Annotated in this window: 20 protein-coding genes; 9 read left to right on the top strand and 11 right to left on the bottom strand. The window is 68.2% G+C overall.

The genetic code is table 11. The features are described 5' to 3' along the window. The first annotated feature begins 87 nt into the window (after positions 1-87). Complete coding sequence (gene galE / locus ACOQPE_RS15500) at positions 88-1,095, top strand: UDP-glucose 4-epimerase GalE (RefSeq protein WP_420609777.1); 1,008 nt, start codon at positions 88-90, stop codon at positions 1,093-1,095. Here the strand turns inward: galE and ACOQPE_RS15495 are convergent. Then, positions 1,085-1,516 (bottom strand): hypothetical protein, encoded by a 432-nt coding sequence (locus ACOQPE_RS15495; protein ID WP_420609776.1) that lies wholly within the window; start codon positions 1,514-1,516, stop codon positions 1,085-1,087. The genes galE and ACOQPE_RS15495 overlap by 11 nt on opposite strands. Before the next feature lie 32 nt (positions 1,517-1,548). Here ACOQPE_RS15495 and ACOQPE_RS15490 point away from each other — a divergent pair, with 32 nt between their 5' ends. The 4 genes from ACOQPE_RS15490 to ACOQPE_RS15475 all read left to right on the top strand — a co-directional run bounded on the left by ACOQPE_RS15490 (position 1,549) and on the right by ACOQPE_RS15475 (position 6,951). Then, positions 1,549-2,949: a sugar transferase gene (locus ACOQPE_RS15490; RefSeq protein ID WP_420609775.1), complete on the top strand. Its 1,401-nt coding sequence runs from the start codon at positions 1,549-1,551 to the stop codon at positions 2,947-2,949. Then, positions 2,946-3,962: a glycosyltransferase family 2 protein gene (locus ACOQPE_RS15485; protein WP_420609774.1), complete on the top strand. Its 1,017-nt coding sequence runs from the start codon at positions 2,946-2,948 to the stop codon at positions 3,960-3,962. Before ACOQPE_RS15490 ends, ACOQPE_RS15485 begins: the two co-directional genes overlap by 4 nt. A 72-nt stretch (positions 3,963-4,034) precedes the next feature. Next, positions 4,035-5,750: an N-acyl-D-amino-acid deacylase family protein gene (locus ACOQPE_RS15480; protein ID WP_420609773.1), complete on the top strand. Its 1,716-nt coding sequence runs from the start codon at positions 4,035-4,037 to the stop codon at positions 5,748-5,750. Between the two features lie 4 nt (positions 5,751-5,754). Continuing rightward, positions 5,755-6,951, top strand: a complete 1,197-nt coding sequence (locus ACOQPE_RS15475; protein ID WP_420609772.1) for a CaiB/BaiF CoA transferase family protein — start codon at positions 5,755-5,757, stop codon at positions 6,949-6,951. Between the two features lie 37 nt (positions 6,952-6,988). Here ACOQPE_RS15475 and ACOQPE_RS15470 read toward each other — a convergent pair whose 3' ends face one another. The 3 genes from ACOQPE_RS15470 to ACOQPE_RS15460 all read right to left on the bottom strand — a co-directional run bounded on the left by ACOQPE_RS15470 (position 6,989) and on the right by ACOQPE_RS15460 (position 10,311). Beyond that, positions 6,989-8,323 carry a bifunctional o-acetylhomoserine/o-acetylserine sulfhydrylase gene (locus tag ACOQPE_RS15470; protein ID WP_420609771.1) on the bottom strand — a complete coding sequence of 445 codons (1,335 nt, stop codon included), beginning with the start codon at positions 8,321-8,323 and terminating at the stop codon, positions 6,989-6,991. A 171-nt stretch (positions 8,324-8,494) separates the two neighbouring features. Continuing rightward, complete coding sequence (locus ACOQPE_RS15465) at positions 8,495-9,535, bottom strand: D-2-hydroxyacid dehydrogenase (protein WP_420609770.1); 1,041 nt, start codon at positions 9,533-9,535, stop codon at positions 8,495-8,497. Continuing rightward, positions 9,532-10,311, bottom strand: coding sequence for a 2-keto-4-pentenoate hydratase (locus ACOQPE_RS15460; RefSeq protein ID WP_420609769.1), 780 nt, complete (start codon positions 10,309-10,311; stop codon positions 9,532-9,534). Before ACOQPE_RS15460 ends, ACOQPE_RS15465 begins: the two co-directional genes overlap by 4 nt. 90 nt (positions 10,312-10,401) lie before the next feature. Here ACOQPE_RS15460 and ACOQPE_RS15455 point away from each other — a divergent pair, with 90 nt between their 5' ends. Then, positions 10,402-10,845 (top strand): ArsI/CadI family heavy metal resistance metalloenzyme, encoded by a 444-nt coding sequence (locus ACOQPE_RS15455; protein ID WP_420609768.1) that lies wholly within the window; start codon positions 10,402-10,404, stop codon positions 10,843-10,845. A gap of 24 nt (positions 10,846-10,869) precedes the next feature. Here the strand turns inward: ACOQPE_RS15455 and ACOQPE_RS15450 are convergent, their stop codons facing one another. The 6 genes from ACOQPE_RS15450 to ACOQPE_RS15425 all read right to left on the bottom strand — a co-directional run bounded on the left by ACOQPE_RS15450 (position 10,870) and on the right by ACOQPE_RS15425 (position 17,801). Further along, positions 10,870-11,697, bottom strand: a complete 828-nt coding sequence (locus ACOQPE_RS15450) for an acyl-CoA thioesterase (protein ID WP_420609767.1) — start codon at positions 11,695-11,697, stop codon at positions 10,870-10,872. A 61-nt stretch (positions 11,698-11,758) separates the two neighbouring features. Further along, entirely contained in the window at positions 11,759-12,949 is a 1,191-nt protein-coding gene (locus ACOQPE_RS15445) for an acyl-CoA dehydrogenase family protein (RefSeq protein WP_420609766.1), read from the bottom strand. Further along, positions 12,949-13,767: an enoyl-CoA hydratase/isomerase family protein gene (locus ACOQPE_RS15440; RefSeq protein ID WP_420609765.1), complete on the bottom strand. Its 819-nt coding sequence runs from the start codon at positions 13,765-13,767 to the stop codon at positions 12,949-12,951. Before ACOQPE_RS15440 ends, ACOQPE_RS15445 begins: the two co-directional genes overlap by 1 nt. A 38-nt stretch (positions 13,768-13,805) precedes the next feature. Then, positions 13,806-14,999, bottom strand: coding sequence for an acyl-CoA dehydrogenase family protein (locus tag ACOQPE_RS15435; protein WP_420609764.1), 1,194 nt, complete (start codon positions 14,997-14,999; stop codon positions 13,806-13,808). Continuing rightward, positions 14,996-16,147 (bottom strand): acyl-CoA dehydrogenase family protein, encoded by a 1,152-nt coding sequence (locus tag ACOQPE_RS15430; protein ID WP_420609763.1) that lies wholly within the window; start codon positions 16,145-16,147, stop codon positions 14,996-14,998. The genes ACOQPE_RS15435 and ACOQPE_RS15430 overlap by 4 nt, the downstream gene beginning before the upstream one ends. Positions 16,148-16,175: 28 nt before the next feature. After that, entirely contained in the window at positions 16,176-17,801 is a 1,626-nt protein-coding gene (locus tag ACOQPE_RS15425; protein ID WP_420609762.1) for a flavin-containing monooxygenase, read from the bottom strand. A 66-nt stretch (positions 17,802-17,867) separates the two neighbouring features. Between ACOQPE_RS15425 and ACOQPE_RS15420 the strand changes: the two genes are divergently transcribed. Then, complete coding sequence (locus tag ACOQPE_RS15420; protein ID WP_420609761.1) at positions 17,868-19,391, top strand: amidase; 1,524 nt, start codon at positions 17,868-17,870, stop codon at positions 19,389-19,391. Positions 19,392-19,412: 21 nt separating this feature from the next. Here ACOQPE_RS15420 and ACOQPE_RS15415 read toward each other — a convergent pair whose 3' ends face one another. Then, positions 19,413-21,803 (bottom strand): hydantoinase/oxoprolinase N-terminal domain-containing protein, encoded by a 2,391-nt coding sequence (locus tag ACOQPE_RS15415; RefSeq protein ID WP_420609760.1) that lies wholly within the window; start codon positions 21,801-21,803, stop codon positions 19,413-19,415. 164 nt (positions 21,804-21,967) lie between these two features. On the opposite strand from ACOQPE_RS15415, the gene ACOQPE_RS15410 reads away from it, so the two are divergent. Next, positions 21,968-22,375, top strand: a complete 408-nt coding sequence (locus ACOQPE_RS15410) for a rhodanese-like domain-containing protein (protein WP_419916009.1) — start codon at positions 21,968-21,970, stop codon at positions 22,373-22,375. A 38-nt stretch (positions 22,376-22,413) separates the two neighbouring features. Then, complete coding sequence (locus ACOQPE_RS15405) at positions 22,414-24,714, top strand: N,N-dimethylformamidase beta subunit family domain-containing protein (protein ID WP_420609759.1); 2,301 nt, start codon at positions 22,414-22,416, stop codon at positions 24,712-24,714. The last annotated feature ends 8 nt before the right edge of the window (positions 24,715-24,722 follow it).

The raw sequence follows: 24,722 nt of genomic DNA, 5'->3' as shown, positions 1-24,722 counted from the left end.
CGATGTGTGCAGCAGGGCCACCGCGGCCATCCGACCGAATATTCACCATACCGGTCGCCTGTCGTGGGAGGGTGGCACACTGCCCACATGACGACGCTCGTCTCCGGTGGCGCCGGATACGTCGGGAGCCACACGGTGGCTGCTCTGCATGCGGCTGGGCGCGATGTCGTCGTACTGGATGATTTCTCCAACGCCCGGCGCGGCGCGGTTGGCGAGCTCCGCCTGCTGACGACGCCGGATCTGGCTGTCGTCGAAGGCGACGCGGCGGATCGCGCCGCCGTCCGCGAGCTCTGCGATGAACACGACTTCGATTCGATCGTGCACTTCGCAGCGCACAAGAGCGTTCCGGAGTCGTTTGCCGATCCGCTGCGGTACTACCGGAACAACCTTCTCTCAACGCTGTGTCTGGCCGAGATCGCGGTGGAGCGTGGCATTGATCGCTTCGTCTTCAGCTCGTCGGCAGTGGTGTACGGAACGCCCGAGCAGCTGCCGGTCAGCGAGGAGACGCCTGCTGCACCCCAGAGCCCGTACGGCACCACCAAGCTGATGTGCGAGCGCATCCTCGCCGACACGGCGGCATCCTCGGCCATGCAGGCCGTCATCTTGCGCTACTTCAACCCGGTAGGTGCGCACCCCTCGGGACGTATCGGCGAGCAGCCGATCACTGCTGGCCAGAATCTCGTTCCAGCGGTCATGCGGGTGGCGCTGGGTGCCCTCAGCCGGTTGCAGATCTTCGGCAATGACTACGACACTCGCGATGGCACAGCCGTGCGCGACTTCGTCCACGTGACGGACCTGGCTGAAGGGCATGTGGCGGCGCTCGATGCCGACCTCGGCACGCGCCGCAGCCGCGTGTTCAATCTCGGTACCGGGGCCGGCACCACGGTGCGAGAGTTGGTGGCCGCGACCGAGGCTGTCACCGGTCGGCCGATCCCCTGCGAGATCGTGGGCCGCCGGCCCGGCGACATCGCCGAGTCATGGGCCGACTGCAGTCGCGCCGAAGCTGAGCTCGGCTGGAGCGCGCAGCGAGACCTGGGCCAGATGCTCGCCGATCACTGGCGATTTGCGAGTGCCTGCGCCGAGATCAGCGTGTAGTCCTCACCGGCGGCCAGCGGCGCGGCCATCGATTCGGGGGCACGAAAGAGGGCACCCGGTCATTGCGCACGAGGATCACGTCAGTGGCAGCGACTTGGCCGAGCATGGACTCGTCGAGCATCCACACCGGCAGGTCGAGGTAGTACGAGATCCAACGCGGCGTCCAGATGCCCGACGTGAACCACACCAATTCCGCTTCGCCGACTCGTGGATCATCTTGTGCCTGTTCCAGAACAGCCCCGGCATCGGCGGGGCTGTCGAGATAGAAATCCCGCGTCGAGCCCGTCACCACGAAGGCCAGCGTCACCAGCGTCACTGCCGCCGCGGCTGCTCCCAGCGGCGCTCGGAGCTTTGCCGCGGGGCCCTGCAGCAATCGACGGATCGCGTCGGCGAGGGCTGCGATGCCGATCGTCGCACCCACCGTCGGGAGAGGCGCAGCGTAGTATCGGCCCGATGGTGGTCCAGGAGCGGCATCGACTGCCGGACACCACACCGAACATCGCCGAACAGGCTGAGCGGGCTGGCGAAGCCGCGAACTCATCCGCGGTGCCGTCGGGCCGGCGAGGCTTCCGGTTCCTCTACGTCGTCGACGCCGTGACGTTGTTCGCCTTGATGGCGGCCATCACAGTGGTGCGCTTCGGGCTCGACTGGCCGACATACCCGCGGACGCACTACCTGATCGGCTTCGGAGTGGCCACCTTGTTGCACATGACCGTCTATTACTTCGGCGGGCTCTACGAATTCGAGCAACGGTTGGGGCATCGGCCATGGCTGCCACGCGCCATGCTCCTGACATTCATGGCGGTGGGCGGCGACGCCACGGTCACGTTGCTGACGGGTCGCTACCTGATGCCGAGGGGCAACCTGGTGGTGCTCGCCGTGGCGGGTGCCGTGCTGATCTCGTTCAACCGCTGGGGTGCGCGTCGCGTGCGCCTGCTTCGGTACGGCAAGCCCCGCATGCTGCTGGTGGGTTCGGCTGCTGACATCGAGTCCGCTGCCGAGCACCTCGCTGACGCCGAGGCCGACGCAGTGGTCGCGGGCAGCCTGACCGACCCTGCGCTGATCATCGGTGAAGCAGATCGCCTCGAGGTCACCGAGCTGCTGCTCCTGTCGGGCGAGCCGTTGGAGAGCATCTATCCCGAGCCGCTCGGCGAACTGGAGCTCCGCAATGTCGGCGTCTTCCGGCGCATCACACCGGCGGACACACTGCTCGGCCTGCAGCGCAGTCGGCAGATCGGGGGAATGCCGTTCGTAGCGCTCCGAAACCATGCGCTGCCGGTGTGTCGCCTGCGCTTCAAGCGGCTGTTGGATCTGGCGTACTTGGTGCTGCTCGCCCCGTTTGCGCTGCCCCTCACTGCCGCCGTTGCCATCTACGTCAGGATCGTGGGCGGCCGCGGCGTGCTGTACCGACAGGAACGTGTGGGGCGCAGCGGCGTGCCGTTCGTGCTGCTGAAGTTCCGCACGATGACGCGCGATGCCGAGGCCAACGGCCATGTGCTGGCTGCCTCGAATGATCCCCGGGTGGTGAGCGGCATGGGTTGGCTGCGCCGCAGCCGGCTCGATGAGTTGCCGCAGCTGTGGAATGTGCTCACCGGCGCGATGTCGCTGGTGGGACCCCGGCCCGAACGACCGCAATTCGTCGCCCGGCTCGAGCGCGAGATCGCTGGGTACGGCAGGCGCCACGATGTGCCGCCTGGTATCACGGGGCTCGCGCAGACGCAGGGCCACTACCAGACCGATCCCGGCTACAAGCTCGGTCACGACCTGCAGTACGTCGTCAACTGGTCGCCGGTGCTCGACTGGGAGATCATGGCGAAGAGCCTCGTGGTCATGGCTCGCCGTGACGCCCGGTGAGCAGCAACGGTGACCTGCCCTCCGTCTCGGTGGTGATTCCGGCGCGCAACTGCGCCGCTGAGCTGCCCGGATGCCTCGACGCGGTGAGTGCCCAGACCTATCGGGGAAAGCTCGACGTGATCGTGTCGGTTGCACCGAGCGCCGACGACACCAGCAGTGTCGCTGCATCGGCCCACTGCACGCGGCCCCTGCAGGTGATCCAGAACCCGGCGGGCACCACGTCGTCGGGTCTCAATCTGGCGATCGGTGCTGCTGCCGGCGAGGTCATTGTGCGAGTCGACGCCCAGGCCAGACTCCCGGCCGATTATGTGGAGCGAGCCGTCGCAACGTTGCGGCGCACTGGCGCGGCGAATGTCGGCGGCGTGCAGCGGCCGGTGGGCCAGGGTGACGTGAGCCGGGTGATTGCCGCAGCACTGTCGTCGCCATTCGGAGGCGGTCCGGCCGTATTCCGGCACGGGAGCGATGAAGGACCCGTCGACACGGTGTACCTGGGCGTGTTCGACGCTGCCGTGCTCGCTTCTGTGGGCGGATTCGACGAGTCGTTGGTGCGGAACCAGGACTACGAGCTGAATTGGCGCCTGCGCGAGCAGGGTCACATGGTGTGGCTGGACCCGAGCTTGGTCGTGGAGTACCAGCCCCGGTCGACCTGGGCTGGTTTGGCGCGCCAGTACTTCGAGTACGGCGCCTGGAAGCGTGTGGTGATCAACCGACACCCACGCTCGATGCGGCTGCGGCAGCTCGCAGCGCCTGCATTGGTCGTCGGCTTGGCGGTGTCTGCATTCGAGCTGGCGCGCGGTCGCCCGCGCGGCGGAATCGTGCCGGCCACATATCTCGGTGCGTGCGCGCTGGCCGCAGCCCGGCTCCGTCAGCGCCTTCCCTCCGTCGGTGATCACTTGCGGGCAGCGGTGGCCTTCGCCGTCATGCACCTGTCGTGGGGAACGGGCTTTCTGATCGGCCGCCGCCGTGACGAGCGCATGCCGCCGGCGGATTGGGCGGCAGACGGCGAGAGGTGACGCAGCAGCGGGCATTCCGGTCTGCTGTGCGACCTCGGTTCCGGTTCGGTGCCACTCGGTACGCTCGCACACATGGCTGATGTCGTGATCCGCAACGGGACTGTCGTTGACGGGAGCGGCGGCCCGCCGCGTACAGCCGATGTCGCCATTGACCACGGGATGGTCGCCGAAGTGGGAGAGGTGGCCGGCCGGGGTCGCCGCGAGATCGACGCCGAGGGACACCTCGTGCTGCCGGGCTGGGTGGACATACACACCCACTACGACGGGCAGGCCACCTGGGATCCCGAGATGACGCCGTCGTCGTGGCATGGGGTGACCACCGCCATCTTCGGCAACTGCGGCGTTGGCTTCGCCCCGGTGAAGCCGGGCACCGAGGACTACCTCATCAACTTGATGGAGGGAGTGGAGGACATTCCCGGCACGGTGCTCGCGGAAGGCATCGATTTTCGCTGGACCAGCTACCCGGAGTATCTCGATGCGCTCGCGTCGACTCCCCGGGTGATGGACATCGGCAGCCAGTTGCCCCACGGAGCGCTGCGGTTCTTTGTGATGGGCGAGCGCGGCGCTGACCACGCCGAGGTGCCGACAGCCGAGGAGCTCGACCGGATCACCGAGTTGGTCACCGAGGCACTCGACGCGGGGGCGCTCGGGTTCACCACCAGCCGCACCACCAAGCACAAGGCGGCGGACGGCCGGTTGACGCCGTCGCTGTCGGCGGGGGATCCCGAACTGGCCGCGGTGGCGCGGGCGATGCGACGGGCCGGTGCCGGCGTGCTGCAGGTGAACTCCGACTTCGGCCCCGGCGAGTTCGAAACGCTGCGCGCGGCCGCCGAATTGTCCGGCCGCCCGCTGTCGGTGCTGCTGCTGCAAGTCGACGATGCGCCGGAGCTGTGGCGGGAAACCTTGGATCACATCCATGCCGCGAACGCCGCGGGCATTGCTGCGAATGGGCAGGTCGGCTGTCGACCGATCAGCGTCATGCTCGGACTCGACGTGTCGGTGAATCCCTTCGGCAATCACCCGGCCTACCGGCAGATCGCCCATCTGCCCACTCCGCAGCGAGCCGCCCGCATGCGCGACGACGAGAGCCTGCGTCGGGCCCTGATCGAAGATCGGCCGCTGGACGGGTTCAGCAAGTGGATGGACTACGCGCTCACCCGTGCTTTCGAGCTCGGCGACGTGCCCGACTATGAGCCCGATCCCCGTGCTTCGGTTGCAGCCCGGGCTGCAGACCTGGGCGTCAGCCCGTGGGAGCAGGCGCTGGATCTGCTCTCAGACGGCGACGGCGACGCCCTGCTCCTGTACCCCTTCGAGAACTACACCGGCGGCAGCCTGGATGTCATCCGCGAGATGCTGGCCGACCCGCACACCATCTGCGGCATCGGCGACGCGGGAGCACACGTCGGCACCATCTGCGATGCGTCGTACCCGACGTACCTGCTGACCCACTGGGCTCGAGACCGCAACCGTGGCGAAGGCCTGCCGCTTGAGTTCCTGGTGCAGAAGCAGACCCGCGCCAACGCGCTCGCCTATGGCCTCGCCGACCGCGGCCTGCTCGCACCCGGCTACCGGGCTGACCTCAATGTGGTCGATTTCGATGCGCTCGGCGTGGGGCGCCCGGAGCTGGTGTACGACTTGCCGAGCGGCGGCAAGCGCCTGATCCAGCGGTCGACGGGGTACCGGCACACGTTTGTGGCAGGAGCCGAAGTGTCGGCGGACGGCGAGTTCACCGGCGCCCGTCCCGGCAGGCTTGTGCGTGGTTCGGTGGCCGACCCAGCGAACCAGTGAGCCGGTGAATCCCCCGCCATTGCCGGATGCCGCTGAGCTGCCGCTCGCCGGCATCACGGTGCTCGATCTGACCATTGCGCGCGCTGGCCCCACGGCCGTGCGGCAACTCGCGGACTGGGGCGCCGACGTCATCCGGGTGGACGCCCCTACCGACGGCTTCGAGGAAGGCCGGGAGGCATCGCCGGATCACCTCAACATCCACCGCAACAAGCGCTCGCTGGTCATCGACTTGAAGAACCCGTCGGGTCGCGAACTGCTGCACCGTCTTGTTCGGGCAGCCGATGTGCTGATCGAGAACCTGCGACCGACTGTCAAGTACCGGCTGGGATTCGACTGGGACACCCTGCACGCCGTGAATCCCGCGCTGGTGATGGGATCCATCTCGGGTTTCGGCCAGGACGGCCCGTACGCGACTCGCGGCGGTGTCGACCAGATCGCTCAGGGCCTCGGTGGGATGATGGCGGTGACGGGGCTGCCGGGACATGGTCCTGTGAGGGCCGGCGTGGCGATCAGCGACGTGACCGCCGGCCTGCAGCTCGCCATCGGTGTGCTGGTGGCGCTCATCGAGCGATCCCGCACCGGCGAGGGTCGCTGGGTGCACACCTCGCTGCTCGAGTCGATGATCGGCATGCTCGACTTCCAGGCGGCTCGCTGGACGGTGGCGGGGGAGGACCCACCGCAGGCCGGCAACGACCACCCCACGATGATCCCGATGGGCACCTACGAGGCCGCCGACGGCCACATCAACATCGCAGCGCCCGGCGGGCGGTTGTGGCGCGCGTTCTGCGTCGAGATCGGCCGGCCCGATCTGCCTGACGACGAGCGGTTCTCATCGGTCAAACTGCGCTCTGCCAATCGGACCGATCTGAACAAACTCATCGGCGAGCGGCTCGCCACCGCAGGCTGCGACGAATGGGTGCAGCGCCTCAACGCTGTGGGCATCCCGTGCGGGCGCGTCAACACCGTGGCCGAAGCCTTCGCCGACCCGCAGGTTCAGCACCTGGGCATGGCCGCGCCGGTGCATCACCCGGTGATGGGCGACATCCGCATCGTGCGCAACGCCACCCAGATCGACGGGGTGCCCGGTGACATCCGGCGGCCCAGCCCCGCGCAGGGCGAGCACACCGACGAGATCCTGGCCCAGTTCGGGCTGGAACCCGACGAGATTGCCGCCCTGCGCGACGCCGGCGCCGTCAGCTAGTTGTGCCGGCCGGCATCGGTCGCCGGCCTGCTTGGCGTCAGATGCTGCGAGCAGCCTCGAAGCCGGTATCGAGGTCGGCGACGATGTCGTCGATGGTCTCGATGCCGACCGACAGCCGAACCAGGTTCGGCTCGACGCCGGTGTCGGATTGCTCTTGCGGTGTCAGCTGGCTGTGCGTGGTGCTCGCCGGGTGGATCGCCAAGCTGCGCACGTCGCCGATGTTGGCGACGTGGCTGTGCAGCCGGAGGCTCTCCACGAACTTCTGACCCGCCTTGATGCCGCCGTCGATGCCGAAAGCCAGCACCGAGCCGGCGCCCTTGGGCAGGTACTTGCGTGCCCGCTCGTTGTACGGGCTCGACTCCAGCCCCGCATAGAGCACCCAGTCGACCTGCGGATGGCCTTCGAGATAGTCGGCCACCGCCACGGCATTGGCCACATGCCGCTCCATGCGCAGCGACAGCGTCTCGATTCCCTGCAGGAACAAGAAGGCGTTCATCGGCGAAACCGCAGCGCCGATGTCACGCAGCAGTTGCACCCTGGCTTTGAGGATGAACGATCCGGCACCCAGAGCAGGCCAGTAGGCCAGCCCGTGATAGCTGGGATCGGGCTCGGTGAACATCGGGTGCCGTCCAGACGCCCCGAAGTCGAACGTGCCGCCGTCGACGATGAGACCGCCGATCGACGTCCCATGGCCGCCGATGAACTTCGTCGCCGAGTGGACCACGATGTCGGCCCCGTGTGCCAGTGGCTGGCACAGGTAGGGCGAGGGCACCGTGTTGTCCACGACCAGCGGAACGTTCACGCTGTGCGCCGCATCCGCGACCGCCTCGAAGTCCAAGATGTCGTTCTTCGGATTGCCGATGGTCTCGCCGTAGAACGCCTTGGTGTTGTCGCGCACTGCGCCGCGCCACGAATCGATGTCGTCGGGGTCTTCCACGAAGGAGACCTCGATGCCCATCTTCGGCAGCGTGTAGTGGAACAGGTTGTATGTGCCTCCGTACAGCGACGGGCTCGCCACGATGTGGTCGCCTGCCTCCGCCAGGTTGAGCACCGCCAGGGTCTCGGCCGCTTGGCCCGAGGCCACCGCCAACGCTCCCGGAAGCCCGACCGCAGTACGCACGCCGCCCTCGAGCGCACTGATGCGCTCTTCGAGCACGTGCTGGGTCGGGTTCATGATCCGGGTGTAGATGTTGCCGATCTCCGCCAGCCCGAACAGGTTCTGAGCATGCTCGGAGCTGTCGAAGGTGAACGACGTGGTCTGGTAAATCGGCACCGCGCGGGCGTTGGTGGCGCTATCTGGCGCTTGGCCCGCGTGGATCATTCGTGTTTCGAATCCCAACTCGGCGAGTGGGTCTGTGGGTGTTTCGCTCATGTCGAGCTCCATTTCTTACGCCCCATAAGGCGGGCTGTGCCTGACCCGGCGGGATTGCCGAGCGCGCAGCACTGTACCGGTAAAACCCGACCTGTCCAGTCGGATTTTCTGTGACAGATCTATTGCAGTGCTGGCCGCAGCTATCGGCTCTGCTTCTTGCGCTTCGGGTCGTCAGAAGCCGGTCTGCTTGTCCACGACGCCTTCGAGCGAGCGGCCCTCGCGCAGGGCGACGAGGTTGCGGCAGAAGCGCTCCAGATTGCGTCGTGCGCGGTGCTGGCTCGCCCCGGCCGTGTGGGGCGTCATGACGCAATTGTCAAACCCCCACAGCGGGCTGTCAGCGGGCAGCGGCTCGACCGGGGCGACATCGAGGGCGGCACCGCCGATCCGGCCGTCGGCCAGCGCTCGCTCCAGCGATGGGCCGTCGATGATCTCCCCGCGGGTCACGTTCAGCAGGATGGCGCCGTCGGGCATCAGGGCGAGCATCTCGTCGTCGAACATCGCCCGGGTGTCAGCGGTGAGCGGCAGCCCAACAGCCAGCACGTCGCTGGTGGCCACGACGTCCCGCAGCGACTCGGGCCCGCCGACCGTCTCGACGCCCTCGCCGGGCGGCACCGGGTACAGGTCCATGGCCTGCACTTCCATGCCGAACGCGGCTGCGCGGCGGGCAATGTGCCGGCCTGTGCCGCCGAACCCCAAGATGCCCATCGTGAGGCCTTCGAGCTCCAGCTCGCTATAGCGCATCTGCTCGCGCAGATCATTGTCCCAGCCCTCGGGGCCCAGCTTGACCGCGGTTGCGATGCGCCTGACGAGCGCCAGCAGCAGACCGAACGCGTGGTCGGCCAGATGGCTGCCGACCAGTCCCTTCTCGCCGGTGAGCACCACATCGCTGGCGAGGAACTTGGGGTACATGAACATGTCGACGCCCGATGCCGTCGCATGGATCCAGCGCAGGTTCGGAGCTGCGTCGAACAGCCACTCCGGCACGATGCCGAGGATCACCTGTGCCTCGCCGGCCAGCGGAACTCCGTCTCGGGGCCGGTCCACGATGTTCACAACGGCGTCAGGCCCGGCCGCGTCGCGAATGGCCGCCTCGTCGGCGGGGCTGACATCGGGCAGCGTGAGTGTCTTGGTGACGAGCACGTTGAGCGGCCCGTCGGGCACGTCGAGGATGGTCGGGCCTGGCGGTCCAGAGTTCATGGGATCGGTGTTCATGAGATCGTCGCCTCCACATCTCCGATGCCGCTGTAGCTGGTCACCCAGCGTTGGCCGGGTTCGGCCCGGAAGCGGGCATAAGCGCCGGTGATCACGCTCTGGCCCGGCTCGAGCGCCATGCCGTGCCGGTGCAGCGTGGCTGCGAGCCGGGCAATCGACAGGTAGGGATTGTCGACCTCGTCGGCGGCGGTACAGCTGAACTGTTCCTCGCCGTCGCATGACACCGTCACCACGCAGTGGTCGAGCTCGGATGCCGGCGGCGCGTCAACACCCGAGCCTCGCACGATGGCCCAGTTCGTCAGGTTGTCGGCGACGAGCATGGCGAGGTTTCCGCCCACGGCCACCCGTGCTTCGTTGACCTCGTAGCCGGCGCACACCTGCGCGATCCGGGCGGGCACCGAGGCCGGGTCGACATCGTCGCCGGCAATGCGCTCACCGATCACGAAGCACATCTCGGGCTCGATGCTCACCTTGCGGATCTCTGCCGACGGCAGATCGGCGGGCGAAGCGAGCACCCGGTTGACGTGCCCGAATGGCCGGTCGTCGATGCCCACCGTCGTGCGGGCCCGGTCCGACGTGAGCCCGACCTTCCAGCCGACGTGCACCGCGCCGCTCGCGACAGCTCGTTGCTGCATCTCGCACTGGATGGCAAGCCCGTCCTCGAAGCCCAAGTCGGCGAACGCCTCGACCGGCGCCTCGCCTCCATCGGCGAAGTACGCGGTCAGGGCGTCTGCGGCCGCGAGCTGGTCGGGGTTGAGCTGTTGTGGCGGAGTCACAGCGGGGCACCTTAGATCGCTAGCGGCAGGCGAGTTCAGATGTCCGGGATCGTCCTTTGCGGCACAGGGTGCTCGCCGTAGTGTGAACCCATGAGGTTGCAGCTGGCACTCAATGTGGACGACATCGACGAGGCAGTCGACTACTACTCGCGGCTCTTCGGCGCCGAACCGGCCAAGCGGCGCGACGGGTACGCCAACTTCGCTATTGACGAGCCGCCGCTGAAGCTGGTGCTGTTCGAGAATCCCGGCAACGGGGGCACCATCAACCATCTCGGGGTCGAGACCACCTCGGCCAGCGAGGTGGAACAGGCTCATGCCCGCATGGTCGAGGCCGGTCTCACCACCTCCACCATCGACGAGACCATGTGCTGCTACGCCGAAAAGGTCGAGACCTGGGCCACCGATCCGCACGGCATCGACTGGGAGTGGTACGTGAAGCAGGGCGACGCCGAGGTCATGAACAACGTGGTGCTGTCACGACGTGGCGATGGCGTGGAGCGCGAGAGTCACGCTGACGACGCCTGCTGCGCCTAGCGGCGCCCGCGGCGTCTGGTTCTGCTAGCTCTGGGGTCGGCGCTCGCGGAGCAGCACTTCTTGGGCGATCGTCGCGACGTGGCTGCCGTCGGGAGCGAACAGGTTGCCCACCGTCATGCCTCGTGCACTGGTGAGACCGTGGCAGTCGAATTGGTACAGGTGCCACTCATCGGCGCGCATCGGGCGGTGGAACCACATCGCGTGATCCAGTGACGCCCCCATGAACGACTCCTGGTACTGCTCGCGGGTCACCTGCAGCGGGTGCAGCGAGCGGGCGGCGTTGAACTGGATGGCATCGGAGGTGAACGCCAGCCCGCAGATGTGCAGCCGGGGGTCGTCGTCGATGGGATCGATGATGCGCACCCAGCCCATCGATTGGCCCGCCCCCGGATGGCTCGGCAGCGGGCGGCGCTCCATGATCCACGGCCACCGTTCTTCGTCGATGTTGCGGCAGTCCTGCGGGTCGGGGGCGAGGGGGATGCGTGCTGTCTGCACCTCGGCGTCCTGCTCGGCCACATGGAACGAGCACGACAGGTTCAAGATGGCGCCGCCGCTCTGGCGGGCCACGACGGCCCGGGTGCAGAACGAGCGGCCGTTGCGCAGGCGGTCCACCTCGTAGCGGACCGGCTCGTCGAGCGTGCCCCCGCGGATGAAGTAGGCGTGCACGGAATGCGGCACGAATGCTTCATCGACGGTCTGGAACGCCGCCCACAGTCCCTGGGCGATGACCTGCCCGCCGTAGATGCGGCCCCACATGTATTCGGGGCTGACGCCCACGTAGGTATCGGGGCCGTGCTGCTCGAGGAACATGACCTCGCCATAGGTGGTGGGCGCGGAGATGCCGCTGGTCACAGCAATCCCTTTCGGGACTCGCGCCAGTTCACAGCAATCCCTTGCGGGATTCGCGCCAAGGTCACAGCAATCCCTTGCGGGATTCGCGCCAAGGCACATCACGGTCGAGGCGGGGCTCGCCGGGCAGGCCGAGCACCCGCTCTCCCAGGATGTTGCGCTGGATCTCGTCGGTGCCGCCCCGAATCGACATCGAGGGTGCCGTCACCGTCTCGATGTAGCCAGGGCCGTCTTCGAGCATGCCTGCGGCTCCCGCGGCGCGATTCGCCAGATAGGCGCGTCGCTTGTACGACGACACCGTCCTCAGCTTTGCACCGCTGCCGGCCGGCCCTGGACTGCCACCGGAGCGGGCCTCGTCCGCTGCCCGCTGGGCGGTCCAGCGCGACGCCATGTCGGCGGAGTAGATCGACATGGCCTCGTCCCGCCTCACCTTGTCATCGAGCGCGCCGAGCGCGGCCAGATCGGCGATCCACGTGGGCACGCGAGAGCCACGTTTCGCGCCGTCGCCACCGCCGCGGCTGCCGGCGCCTGCCCGTTCGTGCGAGAGGATCGTCATGGCCACCCGCCAACCCTCGCCCACATCGCCGACCCGCCAAGCATCGGACACCACAGCGCCGTCCACGAACACCTCGCTGAAGTGGGCGTCGTTGTTCATCTGCCGCAGCGGTCGCACGTCGACGCCGGGTGCATCCATGGCGATCACGAACATCGTGAGGCCCTTGTGCTTGGGCTGTTCTGGGGCGGTGCGGGCCAGGCAGATGGCCCACTTCGACCACATCGCTCGGCTGGTCCAGGTCTTCTGGCCGCCGAGCCGCCACACGTCGCCGTCCCGCTCGGCGCTCAGCGCCACGTTCGCAAGATCTGAGCCCGCCTCGGGCTCGGAGAACATCTGGCACCAGATCTCGGCGCCCGAAGCGATCGGTCGCAGCCAGCGCTCCTGCTGCTCTGCGGTGCCGTGCGCCAGCAGGGCAGGGCCCACCATGCCGAGCCCGATGGCAAACGGGTACAGGTCGGGCACGACGTACTCACGCAGCACCGAGCCGATGAGCTGGTTCTCCGCCACCGAGGCATCGCGGCCGCCATGGGCGGAGGGCCAGGTCGGCACATGCCAGCCGCCGTCAACGGTCGCCGCCAAGTAGGCCCGGCCGTCGTCGAGGTCGTCGCTGCCGGCCCCCATCGACGTCAGGCGCGTCTGGTCAGTGCGGCGTTCGAGCAGCCCGTCGAGAGCCGCCCGGATGTCCTCGACGTTCGGCATCAGCTGCGGGTGAAGTCGGGCTTCCGGCGTTCGTTCATGGCGCTCACGCCCTCGCGCCAGTCGTTGGTGGTACGGAGACGATCCTGCTCGGCCTTCTCGTTGTCGGTGGCCACCTTGATGGCATCGGCCAGGTGGCCGCGCATGGTGTAGCGGATCGACTCGACGGCCAGCGGTGCCGAACCGGCGATCTCGCAGGCGAAGTCGTAGGCAGCCCGACGCAGGTCGTCGAGCGGCACCAGCTTGTCGGCCAGCCCCATCTCGACGGCTTCGTCGCCCTTCACGCGCCGGCCGGTGTAGAGCAAGTCCAATGCCTGCTGGTTGCCGACCAGCAGAGGCAGCGTCACCGTCAGGCCGAAGCCGTGGTGGAACCCGAGTCGGGCGAAGTTGGCCGTGAAGCGGGCCTCTGGCGCTGCGATGCGGAAGTCCGGGAAGCAGGCCACGCCCAGGCCGCCGCCGACCGCTGCGCCCTGGATGGCGCCGACCACCGGCTTGCGCTTGGAGAACAGGTCGAAGGCTGCGTCGTAGAGGTGGCGGGGGCTGCCGTCGGCGTTGGTAGCGGTGATCTCGCCACCCCGCCGCCCGTCGGAGCCGAACTGGGCGCCCGCGCAGAAGTTCTTGCCCTCCGAGCACAGCACGCTGGCGCGGCAGCCGTCCTCCTCGTCGAGATCGCCGAACGCGGCAACGAGCCCGTCGATGAGCTCCAGATCGAAGAAGTTATTCGGTGGCCGGTGAATCTCCACGACCGCCACGTGGTCATCGCTCAGCTTGACCGAGACATCCCCGTACTCGCCGAATTCGTCAAAGGTGCTCTCATCCATGCGGCGAGCGTAGATGCGCCGCCCCCGGAGCGCTCCGCTCAGCCCAAGGCGGCGGTGCCGCTGGTGATGAGGGGGTAGAGGCCGTCGGCGCCGACGCCGGTGGCCATCTCGCCGAGCACGGCCGACCAGTGGGCGTCGGAGCCGTATTCCTTGCGCCAGCTCCACAGTCGTCGGCTGAAGTGGTGCAGCGGGTACTCCTGGGTCATGCCCATGGCGCCATGCGCTTGGTGGCAGGCCTTGGTTGCCCGGGCCGCCGCCTGGTTGGCGACGAGCTTGGCCGCAGCGATCTCGAACGGCGCATCGCCCCGCGTGGCCTCGCGGGCGGCAACCTCGGCAGCCATGCGCACCAGTGCTGCGTCCTGCGCTGCCCAGACCAGGTGCTGCTGGACCGCTTGGAAGCGCGCCACCGGTCGGCCGAACTGGACCCGCTCGTTGGTGTAACTGACCGTGAGCTGGCACATCTTCTCGATCGCTCCGGCCATCAGCGCGACGCGCGACAGCGCGCCGCGCTGCGCCAGCGCGCCAGCGTCGACGCCGTCGGGTGCGGGTGCCGCTCGTCCGGTAGCGCCATCGAAATTGACGGTGTCGCGGGGCTCGCCCGCCATGTTCGGCAGCGGCGTGATCGTGCAACCCGATGCTGGAACCGACACGACCATCGATGTGCCGTCGCATTCGCAGACACACACGATCGCCGCGGCGCTGCGTGCCCACGGCACCCGCTCCGCCGTGCCGCTGAGGTGGGCACTGCCGTCGTCGCCGATCTCGACGGTGCAATCGCCGGCGCTCGTACCGGTCAGGCATCTGGCTGCGCCGCCACCAGCGGAATCATCTGTGCCCGCTGGTTGCTCGCCGCTGCCCATCCGCAGCCCGCTTCCGATACGCGGCGGGACGACCGTGACCAGGCCATCGGGGCGCTCGAGGCCGGCCTCGGCCAGCAGCCAGCCGCCGAGGATGCCGTTCTCGGCAGCCGGGATCGGTGCCGAGTGGTAGCCGACGAGCCGCAGCACCTCGATGGCCTCTGCGAGCGTGCCGCCCGATCCGCCTGCCTCTTCGGGCACCGCGATCAGGTCGAAACCGGTCTCGCAGAACGCCTCCCAGATGTCGGGTGCGCCGCCGCTGTCTTCTGCGGCCTGCACTGCTTCGTGTGTGCACAGCTCGCCGAACAGCCGGTCGGCCGTCTCGGTGATCAACTCGTCGACCACGACCGGCTCGGGGGCGGTCGTGACGGTCATGCCGGCAGCCCCTGGAGTCCCTTCGAGGCGACCGAGCGCAGGATCTCGATGGTGCCGCCCCGGATCGTGTTGCCGGGGAACGTCACCACGCACTGCGCCAGCAACCGTTCGAACAGCGATTCGGATTCGGGCGAGTACTCCTCGTCGATGAGCTGCACCAGTTTCTCGACGACCTCCTGCTCGTAGCGAGTCCCCATCTCCTTCACCAGCGCCGACTCCACTGACGGCGCCTCGCCCTCGTCGATCAGCCGTGCCACCGACAGCGACAGGTTCCGGATGCCCCACCAGCGAGCCGCCAGCTCGCCGAACAGATCCGACACCGCATCTTCCATCGGCGTGCCCGCCGCCTCGCGCAGCAGCTGCTCCACCGTCGAGAACGGCGACAGCCAGCGGTCGGGACCGCCTCGCTCGTAGGCCATCTCAGTTGTGTTCTGGTGCCAGCCCATCCCCGGCTGGCCCACCACGTTGACATCGGGCACGAACACGTCGTGGAACGTCACCTCGTTGAAGTGGTGGCTGCCGTCCAGGAATGGGATCGGGCTGATCTCGAGACCCGGCGATTGCAGGTCGATCAGGAACTGCGACAGGCCCGCGTGCTTGTTGCCGTCTTCCATCGGGGCGGTTCGCAGCAGGCAGATGAACCAGTCGTTCATGTGTGCGTTCGACGTCCAGATCTTGGTGCCGTTCACCACCCACCCGTCGTCGGCGCGTTCGGCTCGGGTCGACACCGAGGCAAGGTCCGAACCGCTGTCGGGTTCGCTCATGCCGATCGAGAAGCCCAGCTCGCCCCGGCAGATCGGCGGCAGGAACCGCTCGCGCTGCTCGTCGCTGCCGAACTTGAGGATCACGTTGCCGGTCTGGCGGTCGGCCACCCAGTGGTGCCCCACCGGTGCGCCCCAGCGCAGCATCTCCTCCACCACGATGAAGCGCTGCACGGCGGTGCGGTCTGAGCCGCCCCAGCGTGAAGGCAGCGCCATGCCCACCCAGCCCCGGGCGGCCATCTTGGCCGAGAACTCCCGGTCGTGATCGGCGGCCATGCCCAGGCACGGCTCGTGGGCGCCGGGCGGCAACTCGGCCGCCAGGAACTCGCGGACCTCGGATTGGAGGTCGAGCTCAGGACCGGTCAGTTCGGTGGGCGTGAATCTCATCAGCAGGCCTCCGCTGGAAGTCGCGTGATCAAGCCAGGGCGAAGCCGCGGTAGTTGTCGGACGCCACGTCCTCGCACACCTCGACATAGGGCGGGAAACCCGGCAGCGGCATGAACACCCGGGTCTTGCCGGGGATGTTGGCCCCGAGGTACCACGAGTTGCACGTGGGATACAGCGTCAGGTCGGCGACGGCATTGACGTAGTCGACCCAGTAGGCCTCCGCATCGGGCTCGGGCTCGATGGTGGCGGTGCCGCGCTCGCGAAGTTCGACCAAGCATCGCGAGATCCAGTCGAGGTGCTGCTCGATGGACGGGATCATGTTGGTCAGCACCGACGGGCTGCCGGGCCCGGACACGGTGAACATGTTCGGGAAGCCCGCTACACCCAAGCCGAGGTAGGTGCGCGGGCCGGCGTCCCAGTGATCGGCCAGCCGCACGCCGCCGCGACCGGTGATGTTCATGCGCAGCAGCGTTCCGGTCATCGCATCGAAGCCGGTGGCGTACACGATCGCATCGACTGGGTACTCCCGGCCGTCGACCACCACCCCGGCTGGCGAGATGCGCTCGATGGGATTCTCCGACACGTCCACCAGCTGCACGTGCGGCTGGTTGAACGTCTCGTAGTAGTTGGTGTCGAGACACGGGCGCTTGCAGGCGATGGTGTTGTGCGGGGTGAGCTTCGCCGCCACCTCAGGGTCATCGACGACCTCGCCGATCTTGTCGCGCACGAATTGGGCCACCCGATCGTTCGATTCGGCGTCCAAGGCGATATCGCCGTACGCCCGGTAGAAGGTGAAGCCGCCCACGTCCCACCGTTCCTGCATGCGTTCGTAGAACTCCTCCGCCTCTGCTTCCTTTGCGAGTTCTTCACCGTCGGGCAGTCGCTGCACCATCGCGGCGTTCTGCTCGAGCATCTTGGCCCGCATGTCGCGATAGTTGGACTTCCAGCGAGCCTGCTCGTCAGGGTCGAGCGGCTCGTTGCGCGCCGGGACCGAGTAGTTCGGCGTGCGCTGGAACACCGTCAGCTCCCGGCACTCCGCAGCGATGACCGGGATCGCTTGCACCGCCGACGAGCCCGTGCCGATCACGGCCACCGATGTGCCGGAGAAATCGACGCCTTCGTGCGGCCAATTGCCGGTGTGGTACGTCGGCCCGGCGAAGGTCTCTGCGCCCTCGAAGTAGGGCATGTTCGTGGTGGACAGGCAGCCGGTGGCCATCACCACGAAGCGCGCCCGGTAGAGGCCCCGATCGGTCTGCAGGCGCCAGTGGTGGGCATCATCGTCCCAGTCGACGCGTTCGACCGTCGTCTCGAAGTGGATGTCTCGCCGCAGGTCGTACCTGTCGGCGACGTGATTGGCGTAGCGCAGGATCTCGGGTTGGCCCGAGTAGCGCTCTGACCATTCCCATTCCTGTTCGAGTTCGGGATCGAACGAGTAGGAGTACTGCATCGACTCGACATCGCACCGGGCGCCCGGGTAGCGGTTCCAGTACCAGGTGCCGCCCATGTCGTCGGCTCGCTCAACGACGGCCACGTCGAATCCGAGCTCGCGCAGCTTGTGGAGCGAGTACATGCCGGCGAACCCGGCGCCGACGACGACGACGTCACGCACGTCCGGCCTGCGGCCGTTCGAGTTCAGCCCATCGGTGCTGCTCATCGCCGGAGAGACTACTGACACCGGTCCAGCGCAGCCTGAGGTGTGGCGATGTGCCACGCTCCGGGCATGGCCGAGCCGTGCGATCTCACCGCGACGCAGGCACGACTGCTGATGGCGGCCGGCGAGCTGTCATCCGTGGAGCTGCTGGAGTCGTGCCTGCAGCGGGCCGATGCGACTGATGGCGCCCTGAACGCGCTCGTCGTTCGCGACGACGACACTGCGAAGTCGACGGCGCAGGCGATTGATGATGCCCGCGCCCGGGGCGAGCCTCTCGGCCCACTGGCGGGCCTGCCGGTGGCGATCAAGGACATCCAGGCCACGGCCGGGCTGACCACTACCTACGGCGCCGTGCCGTTCGCAAGCAACGTGCCCGAGGCCGACGACGGCATCGTGGCGCGTGTCAGGGCGGCCGGGGCGGTCATCATCGGCAAGACGAACACACCCGAGCTGAGCATCGGCGCCAACACGGTCAACCGGCTGTTCGGCGCCACCGGCAACCCGTTCAACCCGTCGCTGACCTGCGGCGGCAGCTCCGGCGGCTCAGCGGTTGCGCTGTCGTGCGGCATGGCACCGCTTGCCACGGGGTCGGACCATGGCGGCAGCCTGCGCATCCCGGCCTCGTATTGCGGCGTTGTCGCCCACCGGTCCACGCCCGGCACCGTGGCCCACGACGAGCGCACCATCGGTCGCACCAACTACAGCGTGTCGGGACCGATGGCCCGCACCGTCGCCGACGCGGCGATGCTGCTGTCGGTGATCGCGGGCCGCGATCGCGATGCCCGGCGCGACCCCATGGCCTTCCCACTTGATGCCGCTGCCTTCGCCGATCTGCCGGCGGAAGATGCGGCATCGCTGCGGGTCGGCGTGAGCGCCGACCTCGGCGGGCTGCTGGTTTCGGAATCCGTGCGGACTGTCTTTGCTGACCGCGTCGAACGGCTGGTCGGGATCGTGGGCTCAGTCGAGGAGGCCGACATCGACCTGAGCGATGCGCTGGACGTCGACTGGCAGCTCCGGTCGGACATCTTCGCCACCAACTACCACCGCAGCATCCACAAGTTCGATCCCGATGCTGCGGGACCTGACGGCGGCTTCAACCCGAACATCCGCGCCACCTACGACGAAGCGCTGAGCACCACGGTGCTCGACATCGCCAAGGCCCGGCGGCGCCAGGTGGAGCTGTTCCGGGCCACCGATGCGCTGTTCGACACCATCGACGTGCTGATCTGCCCGGGGGTGAGCGTGCCGCCCTTCGATTGGCATCAGCTGTATCCCGCCGAGATCGACGGTCAGCCCGTGCGCAACTACATGGCGTGGCTGGGGCTGTCGGCTGCCCTCACGGTCGTGGGCCACCCCACCACGGCGCTGCCGTGCGGATTGGACGGCCAGGGCACACCCTTCGGCCTGCAGATCGTCGGCCCGAGCTACAGCGACCGGCGGTTGCTGGGGGTTGCTGCAGCACTGGAGGCAGCATTCGCTGACGACCCCGTCACGGCACGCCCCATTCCCGATGTAGAGCGGCTCAGCACGCTCGAGACCGCCTGCCGCACCGAGGGCAGGCTGGTTCACGCTTCCGCCCCACCCCAGGCTTGAGTGCCCCAGTTGCGCGGCCGGTTACTGCTGCAGGGGTTGGCCGGTAGCGGTCACGCGCAGCGTCGCTTCCACGAAGAGTTCGCGGCCGTTGCTCGGAGCGGTGCGTGTCTCCCAGTCGACGGTGACGGCAGCGTCGCTGGCGCCCGCAGCGGCAGCCTCCGCCTGGGCGGCCGCAGATGCTTGGGCCGTCGCCCACTCGCGGGCGTCGTCGAGACTGTGCCAGATCGGCGGGTCGTCGCCCCAGTGGGCCCGGTAGCTGCCGCGCCGCGGTGCGGTCACCGTGATCTGTTTGGTGATCCTCACCCGGGCGACCGCTGCGCCGACAGCGTTCGCCACCTCGGCATGGTCCGGAACGATGGGCACAGCGCCGAGCAGTGCGGCGACGAGCGGCGCGTAGGTGGCGGCCGGGGCGCCGATGGCAACGATGGGAACCCCGACACCGGCGTCGACTCGCGCAAGCGGAACGCGATCCGGCCGAGTCGGGGATGCATCCGCGGTGACCGGGACGCTCGCTGATTCGCTGGATTCGAGCAAACCCCACAGCGGGTCGGCCCGACGCTCGTCAGCGGCGTCGCCGGGCAGATCAGCGCCAGTTCTCTCCAGCTCCCGACGCCGGCGGTCGAGGGCGGTCTGTGCAAGCTGCCGCCTGGTTTCGGCAGGGGCTATCCCGTCTGCACCGAGCGCGACGCTGAGCAGTGCTTCGGTGGCGCTGCGCAGCGCGACGTGCATGACCCGTCGACAGAGATCGACCGCGCCAGTGCCAACGTCAACGCCATAGCGATCGCGCTGTCGGCTGAACAGCTCGGCACCGGTCTGGGCGGCTGCCGCATCCCACGGTGCGCTCTGCTCTTGTTCCCCATGCCCAAGGGAGTCGGGCTCACGGGCCGCTCGGGCCCCGGCCCCAGCATCGATCAAGCCGAGCACAACGCAGGCGTCGGTCGGTGTCAGTGCGGCGCGCCGCACGCGGCCGCTGCGTTCGAGTCGCTCAAGGGCGCCGCGCCACCGAGCCGACCGCTTGAGGTTCTCCAGCGGAAGTGCACCGTCGGCGCCGTCGACGAGTCGCATGATCTCGCTGTCGAGGCTGTTCTGGCCTGTGCGACTGTTTGCTTCCTCGGCTGATGCCCCGGTTGCTGCGCGCAGCAGCACCTGCCCGAACTCGGCAAGCGGACGCTCGGCCTCTAGCTGCCGTTGCAGCATCGGCAGCACCACATCGGGATGTCGCTGGGCGGCGACGCACAGGGGCACCACCCGGCGCGGTCCGACAGCGAGTTCGCCGCGGCTCCCATCAGCCGGGATCCGGATCTCGCTGTCACCGCCGAGGCCCACTGTCACGGTCGGCAGTGCAGTGACCATCGTGGCGTGACCGCCCACCGTGGCCGTGTCGGCACCGTCGCTGCCGTCGGCTGCAACGGCGGCGCCGCTGCGAATCGCCGCAATGTCGGTGGTGGTGCCGCCGATGTCGACCACCAAACTGCCAGCGTCGAGCGTTTCCTGCCCAGCCATTGAGGATCTCGCGAGGTGACGCGCACCGATGACGCTGGCCGCTGGCCCCGACAGCACGGTTTCGATCGGTCGCTGAGTCACGAAATCGGCCGAGACGAGGGAGCCGTCTCCCCGGACCACCATGAGGCGGGCGTCGAGCTGGAGCGATTCCATTGCTGCTCGGATCGCCCCGGTGAAGCGGGCCGTAATCGAGATGAGCTGTGCGTTGAGCAGCGTCGTCACCGCCCGGCGAGGACCGCCGAGCCGTGGGGACAGTTCGTGGCTGCAGGTCACCGGCTTTCCGGTGCGTTCGCGAATCGCTTCTCGAGCCTGAAGCTCGTGGGCGGCATTGCGGACGCTGAACTGTGCCGCGACGGCATATGCCTCGACCGACGTATCGATGCGGTCGAGCTCACGAGCGAGCTCGTCGAGATCGAGCGGGTCGCGTTCGTCACCGTGAGCGCCGTGGCCACCGCCAACGATCACGACCGGCGCCGACACGAGGCTGCCGGTCAGTCGATCGAGCCCGCCATCGGCGGGGGAAGTGCTGTCTTGCACGCCCGGCGTCGCACCAGTGCCGGTGCGCAGCCCGACACGAGCCAGTGTCTCAGCTTCGAAGCCGATGGCCACGAGCGCGGCGGGTCTCCCGGCGCCCTCGACCAGCGCGTTGGTGGCCAGCGTCGTAGAAACCGCCACAAGCCCGATGTCGGCCGCCCTGACGGCGTCGGCCGAAGCGCCCCGGCCGCCTGCCAGCACGCTCGTCATCGCCTCGATCACGCAGCCGTAGAGGTCTTCGTGCCGCGTCGGCGTCTTGGCCGCGGCCATGACCCGGTCGGTGTCGTGGTCGTACACGACGGCGTCGGTGAACGTGCCGCCGGTGTCGATGCCTAGACAGAAGCGGCCTGGCGGCGTCCGGAGCGGCGCTGTCACCGCCGCAAGTGTGCCAGCGTTCGCAGTCGCTAGGGGCTGAACCGGGCATCGAGTGGACTCCGGCGCTCGCGTCGGTGAGACTGCGGGCACGGAGACCGGTCGACCCGCTCCGGGCGGTGCGACGGTCGACCGGGCAGGGAATCCAGCGCCACCAGGAGGAACCGATGGGCGTCAAGTCAGTCAACGAGATGGTCGCCGAGGCCAAGACCCGTATCGACAACATCTCGCCGGCGGAGGCCCACCGTCGTGTCACCGAAGAGGGCGCGTTGATCGTGGACATACGAGACGTGCGTGAGCTCCAGCGAGACGGGGCCATCCCCGGTTCGATGCACACCCCCCGGGGCATGCTCGAGTTCTGGGTCTCGCCCGACTCGCCCTACACCAAGCAGGAGTTCCTGGAGGACCGGGAATTCATCCTGTGCTGCGCCGGTGGCGCCCGTTCAGCCCTGTCTGCGGACACCATGCAGGACATGGGCGTAGGCAAGGTCAGCCATGTCGAGACCGGCTTCGGCGGCTGGCGGGCCGACGGCATGCCCGTGACCGACTACGACACGTTCAGGTCACAGCGCTGAGCTCCGCAAGCAGCCGAGCCTGCTGAACAAGCAATCTCATGACTGAATCACCCGCGGCTCGCGCGAACGCGCCCGGCCCTGCCGATACTGATCCCGATCCCCCTAAGCAGATCACCGGGTACTGCGAACCGTGGACACTGCGTGCGGGCGAGTCGATCCGGCTGATGGCCTCATCGCACCAGCCCGGACCGGCCGACGTCGACATCACGCAGATTGTCTGCGGCGACCCGACCCGCTATGGACCTGGCTTCGACGAGCGCCCTGCTCCCGCGGCCGGGAGCTGGTCGGTGGCCCTCGACGAGCAGCCGCTCACACCGGGCTCGTACGGCGTTGCAGCGTTGGATGACGTACCGAGTGCGCGCCGTCTCGGTCTCCGAGTGTGGGTGATGCCAACGCTGCCAGATCGGCCGGCGCGCATAGCGACCCTGTGCGCGCACACCGCAGGCGCACCAGCGGACTCAGCGGCGATCGAGGCGCTGCGCCTGGATCTCACCGCAGGTCGCGCCGTCGCCTCGACGTCGGCGCTCGGCGACGAAGTCCGGGTTGTGGTGGACGATCTGCCGCTCACCCGCAATCGGTGGTACCTGCTCGATGCCGAACTGGATCTCGACTCGGGAACCCTGAGCGCAGCGGTGACTACCGCGGTCTCCGATTCTCCGGGGCGCGATGCGGTGGAGGAAAGCCGGCTGAGCGACCTGACGGTCTCGAAACTGGAGGCAGAGCTGGCCGGCGTGCCACACGACGACGTGTTCCGGCACGGCACCGGCGGCGCGGCAAGCGGCACGACGCCGGTCAACGCGGGCGATCTCGCTCCGACCGAGCTGTGCCTCGCAGCGGGGCCTGCAGGCGAACGCTTCGACGGACGGCTGGCGCGCCCCACGTTCCGGGTCGACAGCGCCACCGTGTCGTGGGATCTCTCCGTCGACATGGCCGGACGGACAGTGCCAGCCGACGATCCTGCATGCGGGCCGATGGTGCTGCACCAGCTGCCGACACGTGCGGTCAGCGGCCCGGCATGGGACGGCTCAGATCATCGTTGGATCGACAATCGGGAACACTTCGACGCCGTCCATTTCCATCACGACGATCTGTACGACGCCGGGTGGGAGACCACGGTTGAGGCGACGTTGCCGGAGGACCTGCCGAGCGGGATCTACGCCTTCCGGGTGCGTGGCGATGCGGGCGAGGACCGCGTGCCGTTCTTCGTGCGTCCGGCGCGCGGCGCACGCACGGCCGATGTCGCATTGCTGATGCCGACCGCCACCTATATGGCCTACGCCAATCACCGGATGCTGTTCGAAGGCGCCGATTTCATCCCGACCAAGGCTCGCCTGCGTCCCGAGCATGCGTACATCCGGGACCACCCTGAGATCGGCCTCAGCCACTACGAGAAGCACCCGGACCGCAGCGGCGTCATGTTCAGCTCGCGCCGCCGGCCCGTGCTGAATCTGCGCCCCGGCGCCGACGGCTGGAACTTCACGCCCGACACCGATATCAACGCTTTCCTGGCGCATCTCGAAATCGGCCACGACATCGTCACCGACGAGGACCTGCATGTCGAGGGTGTCGACGCCATCGCGCCGTACCGCGTGCTGGTGACCGGCAGCCACCCCGAGTACTGGTCGACCGCCATGCTGGACGCACTGGCCGACTGGCAGCGCAACGGCGGGCGGCTCATGTACCTGGGCGGCAACGGCTTCTACTGGAGGGTGGCCTTCAGCGATGACTGGCCAGGTGCCATGGAGCTGCGTCGGGCCGAGGACGGCGTGCGCAACTGGCAGACCGGGCCGGGGGAGAGCTATCACGCCTGGGGGGGCGAGTACGGCGGGATGTGGCGGCGCCAGGGGCGGGCGCCCAACGAGATCTGCGGCATCGGCTTCGCCGCGCAGGGATTCGACAAGGCCACCTACTTCGTCCGCGATCCCGCGGTGGACGGCTCGAGGGCAGCGTGGATCCTCGAAGGTGTGCCCGGCGAGCGCATCGGCACGTCGGGGCTCGGCGGCGGTGCCGCCGGCCAGGAGCTGGATCGCTACGACGTGCGACTGGGATCGCCCGAACACGCCGTGATGCTGGCCTCGGCCACCACGTTCGGACCCGGCATGCTGCGCACCAAGGAAGAGTTCGAAGGCTCGGTGGACTTCCCGACGCCCGATCCCATGGTGCGCGCCGACATGGTGTTCTACGAAACACCCAACGGCGGGGCGGTGTTCTCGGTGGGTTCGATCTCGTGGTTCGGTGCGCTGGCCCGCGACGGCTACGACAACGACGTCGCACGCATCACGGCCAACGTGGTGCGACGCTTCGCCGATCCTGAGCCCTTCCCGCCGCCAGCTGCGTAGACGGCTGC

Source organism: Candidatus Poriferisodalis sp. (assembly GCF_965219595.1).
Classification (GTDB): Bacteria; Actinomycetota; Acidimicrobiia; order Acidimicrobiales; family Poriferisodalaceae; genus Poriferisodalis.
The sequence above is the reverse complement of the archived record's forward strand: the minus strand, read 5'-3'. Positions and strand labels throughout refer to the sequence as shown.